This is a genomic window from Endozoicomonas sp. ONNA2, assembly GCF_024606365.1.
In the GTDB taxonomy this organism is placed as follows: Bacteria; Pseudomonadota; Gammaproteobacteria; order Pseudomonadales; family Endozoicomonadaceae; genus Endozoicomonas.
Map to the genome: position 1 here is coordinate 1 of NZ_JAHHPO010000190.1, position 4600 is coordinate 4600.

Consider the following 4600-nt stretch of genomic DNA (forward strand, 5'->3'; position numbering starts at 1 on the left):
AGAAATTTTTAGCCTCAATTTCTCGCAATCCTCGCTTCGGGGACGCCCAGTCGGGTGCTATTCCCGGACAGCCTCCCGGGGTCTTCGCAATGCGTGCCTGATACGCATGAAGGTTGGTCAACCACTTGTGGCAAGTTTGCTGTTGCTCCTGTGGAGTAATAGCCGCTTTCCCGGATTGTTCTGTGGGCGCAGCAGGGTAGAAGGTTCCCTGTTTTGCCATGGGCATTTGTCACCACAGCGGCAGGAATCCAGTTTTAACATTATGTTTATTGATCAATACTGTACCTCTCTGGCAGACAACCGCTTTTCGTTTACCCGTGAACAGGCCAGCCAGTTTGCCAAGCGCATCGCCAATGACTTTAATCCACTCCATGATGTGGATAACTCCCGATTCTGCGTTCCGGGTGATCTGTTATTTGCCAAGATCCTTCTGAGCGAGGGCCTCTATAGCGATATGCGTGTCAATTTCAATGGGATGGTCACTGATGGTGTTGAGCTGGAAATCTGTACCAATGACAAAGGGCATAGAAGCATTTATGACCTTTCTGGCAAGATGTATCTGGATATTCAACGCTGCGGAGCCTGCAGCCATGACACGTTGATGATTGAACAGTTGGTGCGCAGTTATGTGGCCTTCTCTGGTGAGAATTTCCCCAATGTCTTTGTGCCCCTGATGAAGTCCCGTGGCGTCATGATCAATACCATCAAACCGCTGGTCATCTACGACAGTATGACCTTGAAAATGGAGCGTGTTGACCTGGTAAACCCGCACCTTGAAGCGGCAGGCGCGACTCTGGAAGTTAACGGCAAGCGGGGTAAGGTGACGCTGAACTTTGTTTATCGTGAAAATGGTGATGTGGTGGGTATGGGGGAGAAAGCCATGATTCTCTCCGGTTTGCGGCCCTATGATCAGGACGCCATTGATATCATGATTGAAAAACACATCGCCCGGCAGCATCAGTTTGCCAGCTGAACCGGTCAGACAAATCGCCTGAATTTTGCTATCCTGAGCGGCCGCCATGGTTCGCCAAGCCTTCATGGCGTGTGGTGGCTTTTTACAAACAGAACAAAACCATTGGCGATCGACCATTAGTAGAGGGACAGTTCCATGCCAGCCTATCGCTCCAGAATATCAACCCATGGCCGTAATATGGCCGGAGCCCGTGCGCTATGGCGGGCGACGGGTATGAACGATGGGGATTTCAACAAGCCCATTATTGCTGTCGCCAATTCATTTACCCAGTTCGTGCCGGGCCATGTTCACTTGCACGACATGGGGCAACTGGTTTGCCGTGAAATTGAGCGCCATGGCGGTGTGGCGAAAGAGTTCAACACCATTGCCGTGGATGACGGCATAGCCATGGGGCACGACGGTATGCTCTATTCCCTGCCAAGCAGGGACATCATTGCTGACTCCGTGGAATATATGGTCAATGCCCACACCGCCGATGCGCTGGTCTGTATTTCCAACTGTGACAAAATCACCCCGGGCATGTTGATGGCGGCCATGCGCCTGAATATCCCGGTGGTTTTCGTGTCCGGTGGCCCGATGGAAGCGGGTAAAACCCGATTGTCCCGGCACGGACTTGACCTTGTCGATGCCATGGTGATCGCCGCCTCCGATGCCGACGATGAAACCGTTGCCGAGTATGAGCGTTCAGCCTGTCCGACGTGCGGTTCCTGCTCAGGGATGTTTACTGCCAACTCCATGAACTGTCTGACCGAAGCCCTTGGGCTCTCCCTGCCGGGCAATGGCTCCATGCTGGCCACTCACGCTGACCGTAAGCAGCTGTTTCTGGCGGCCGCCCGCTGTATTGTTGATATCACCCGAGGATATTATGAAAACGACGATGAAAGTGTACTCCCGAGAGCTATCGCCAGCTTCAAGGCGTTTGAAAATGCCATGAGTCTGGATATTGCCATGGGCGGATCGACCAATACCATCCTGCACTTGCTGGCTGCTGCCCGGGAGGGTGGTATACCTTTCGATATGCGTAATATTGACCAGTTATCCCGTCGGATTCCCCAGTTATGCAAGGTGGCACCCAACACTCCGAAATACCATATGGAAGATGTACACCGGGCGGGTGGCGTGATGGGGATTCTTGGTGAACTGGATCGTGCCGGGCTATTGCACAATGATATCCCCATGGTACACAGCGCCACTGTCAGCGACGCATTGTCCCGTTGGGATATTATCCAAACCGGTGATGAGTCGGTGAACAGGTTCTTCAAGGCCGGTCCTGCCGGTATTCGCACGACAGAAGCCTTTAGTCAGGATTGTCGCTGGGAGACGCTGGATAATGACCGGGCCAATGGCTGTATTCGCTCACAGGACCACGCCTTCAGTACTGAGGGGGGGCTTGCTGTTCTATACGGGAATATTGCCACCGACGGTTGCGTCGTCAAAACCTCTGGCGTGGATGATGACAACCTGGTTTTTGAAGGTCCGGCTCATATCTGTGAAAGCCAGGAAGATGCGGTCAACGATATTCTTGCGGACCGCGTGCAGCCGGGTGAGGTAGTCATTGTTCGCTACGAAGGGCCAAAAGGTGGGCCGGGTATGCAGGAAATGCTCTACCCGACCAGTTATCTGAAATCGAAAGGGCTGGGCAAGGCCTGTGCGCTGCTGACCGATGGCCGTTTCTCCGGCGGTACTTCCGGATTGTCCATTGGTCATGCTTCTCCGGAGGCCGCATCCGGTGGTGCCATTGGCCTGGTGGAGAATGGGGATATCATTCGGATTGATATTCCCAACCGAAGCATTAATGCCCAACTGACCGAAGCGCAACTGGCCGGGCGACGGTCAGCAATGGAAGCCAGGGGCAAAGAGGCCTGGAAGCCGGTGAAACCTCGGCCAAGAAAGGTCTCTACAGCACTGAAAGCTTATGCCCGTATGGTCACCAGTGCGGATAAAGGTGCCGTACGGGATTTGAGCCTTTTTGAGTGACGCTCCTGTACCAATTCAGACGGCGCAATTGGTATCAGATAAACAAAATAGGAAGAGCCACCATAATCAGCAGGATGCCACACACCCGGTTGATCAGCGTGGCTCTTTTTCGCAGCGCTGGCAGCACTTTTTCATGGCCTGCCACTGAAGCGATCAGGCAGTACCAGACACCGTCGCAGAGTGTGGCAGTGGATGCCATCAGTATCTGTGTCAATACCGTTGAATCAGGCGTGACAAACTGGCTGAACAGCGCGAGAAAGAAAACGGCAATCTTGGGATTCAGGAAAGAGACCAGAAAGCCGTCAATTGCCGCCTGTTTCAGGCTTAGTTGTTGTAACTGACCATGGTCGTTAATTAATGACGATGTGGAGATAATGGCCTTATACCCCATCCAGATCAGATAGGCAGAACCTGCGTAGGTAATGAATTTGTAAAGCCAGGGCGTTTCAGTGATCACAACGCCGATACCCGCCGCCACCATAAAAGCATAAATTCCAATCCCCAGGGCATGGGAAATCGAGGTAACCAGCCCGTGGACTCTGGAACCCTGCACAGTGCTTTTCATTACCGCTGCCAGACTCGGGCCGGGTGTGATGGCGCCAAGCACACAAACTGCCAGGATGGATAGCCAGGAAGATGCTGTCATTGCACTACTACTTTATATGCGTTGTTGTATGAGCCGCGTAGTATAGACCTTTGTCATGCTCCTGCTGGTTTTTTAACGAAGTTCGCGCAATTCTCCATCCATAGCACCCAAGCGCCCGGGTGGAGATGGGTGGGGCCGCCCAGGTGGGGCCGCCCAGGTAGCGACCAGCCGGGATGCCGGACCACCGTGTAGGGCTGGAAAAACCATCAATATACTTCTGACTAACTTACATCGTACTGGTACGATTGTTAGTCTAAACTGATCAGCCGCCCGCGGCTTGGGGCGCTATGAACCTTCTACTGGCAAGTTTGTCAAAAATATCATGAGAGCCTACAAGTACAGAATTTACCCGAATGCCGAACAGAAAGTTTTGCTTGCCAGGCACTCGCCAAGCTGATTCGCCAGGAAATGGCGGTTGTGTAAAGAGTTCTCCTGTAGAGATACCTGTCAGCGCAGGTTAGGTTCACCCACGCAGGCCGCATTGTGCAACTTGTTCTTTGATACTGTTCTTGATCTTGTTTGTGTTCATAAGTGGACGGGGTTTGTTTGCTAGTGGTCATGCCCCTTCAATTATTGGACAGGGTTTTCTTGCATTATTTTGAAGTGTGTCTATGTTTTTTGGACACATGAAAAAACCCGGATCATCGGAGCGCCAACTCCTACCGGGTTTCTCTCTCTAGCCAGCGAGCCATCACTTAACGAGTGAAGGCTCAGGGGATTGTATAGCAAAGTTGATTGAGAGTTGTTTCCGACAGAATGAGACAGGTACAAAAACAAAAAATCTACCGTATGTTGTTCATATTCAAAAAAGAAGTGCTTTTCAACTGCTTCGGCCAGCGGATCGACGATCCGGGAATGGCCGACACTTCCCGGGCAGAAGGCTTCGAGTAAGGCAAACATAACAAGCACGGACTGACCGCTATCGGTTGGAACTGACCAACCCAGACTCTATCCCGGATATTTCATAAACTGCCCCGTATCTCGCGCAGGACTTTGTTGCTCTA

The 4600-nt window shown here is 52.2% G+C and carries 5 protein-coding genes; 3 read left to right on the plus strand and 2 right to left on the minus strand.

Annotated features, from left to right (window positions below):
- A partial coding sequence (locus KDK14_RS03375; protein ID WP_257263609.1) for a hypothetical protein occupies positions 1-220 on the minus strand: 220 nt, incomplete at its 3' end.
- Between the two features lie 42 nt (positions 221-262).
- Here KDK14_RS03375 and KDK14_RS03380 point away from each other — a divergent pair.
- Both KDK14_RS03380 and ilvD read left to right on the plus strand, forming a co-directional pair.
- On the plus strand, positions 263-973 hold the full coding sequence (locus KDK14_RS03380) for a DUF3581 domain-containing protein (RefSeq protein WP_257263610.1): 711 nt from the start codon (positions 263-265) through the stop codon (positions 971-973).
- A 135-nt stretch (positions 974-1108) separates the two neighbouring features.
- Positions 1109-2950: a dihydroxy-acid dehydratase gene (gene ilvD / locus KDK14_RS03385; RefSeq protein ID WP_257263611.1), complete on the plus strand. Its 1842-nt coding sequence runs from the start codon at positions 1109-1111 to the stop codon at positions 2948-2950.
- A gap of 34 nt (positions 2951-2984) precedes the next feature.
- On the opposite strand, the gene KDK14_RS03390 is transcribed toward ilvD, so the two are convergent.
- On the minus strand, positions 2985-3596 hold the full coding sequence (locus KDK14_RS03390) for a LysE family translocator (RefSeq protein WP_257263612.1): 612 nt from the start codon (positions 3594-3596) through the stop codon (positions 2985-2987).
- Between the two features lie 322 nt (positions 3597-3918).
- On the opposite strand from KDK14_RS03390, the gene KDK14_RS21600 reads away from it, so the two are divergent.
- Entirely contained in the window at positions 3919-3993 is a 75-nt protein-coding gene (locus KDK14_RS21600; RefSeq protein ID WP_373691024.1) for a helix-turn-helix domain-containing protein, read from the plus strand.
- The last annotated feature ends 607 nt before the right edge of the window (positions 3994-4600 follow it).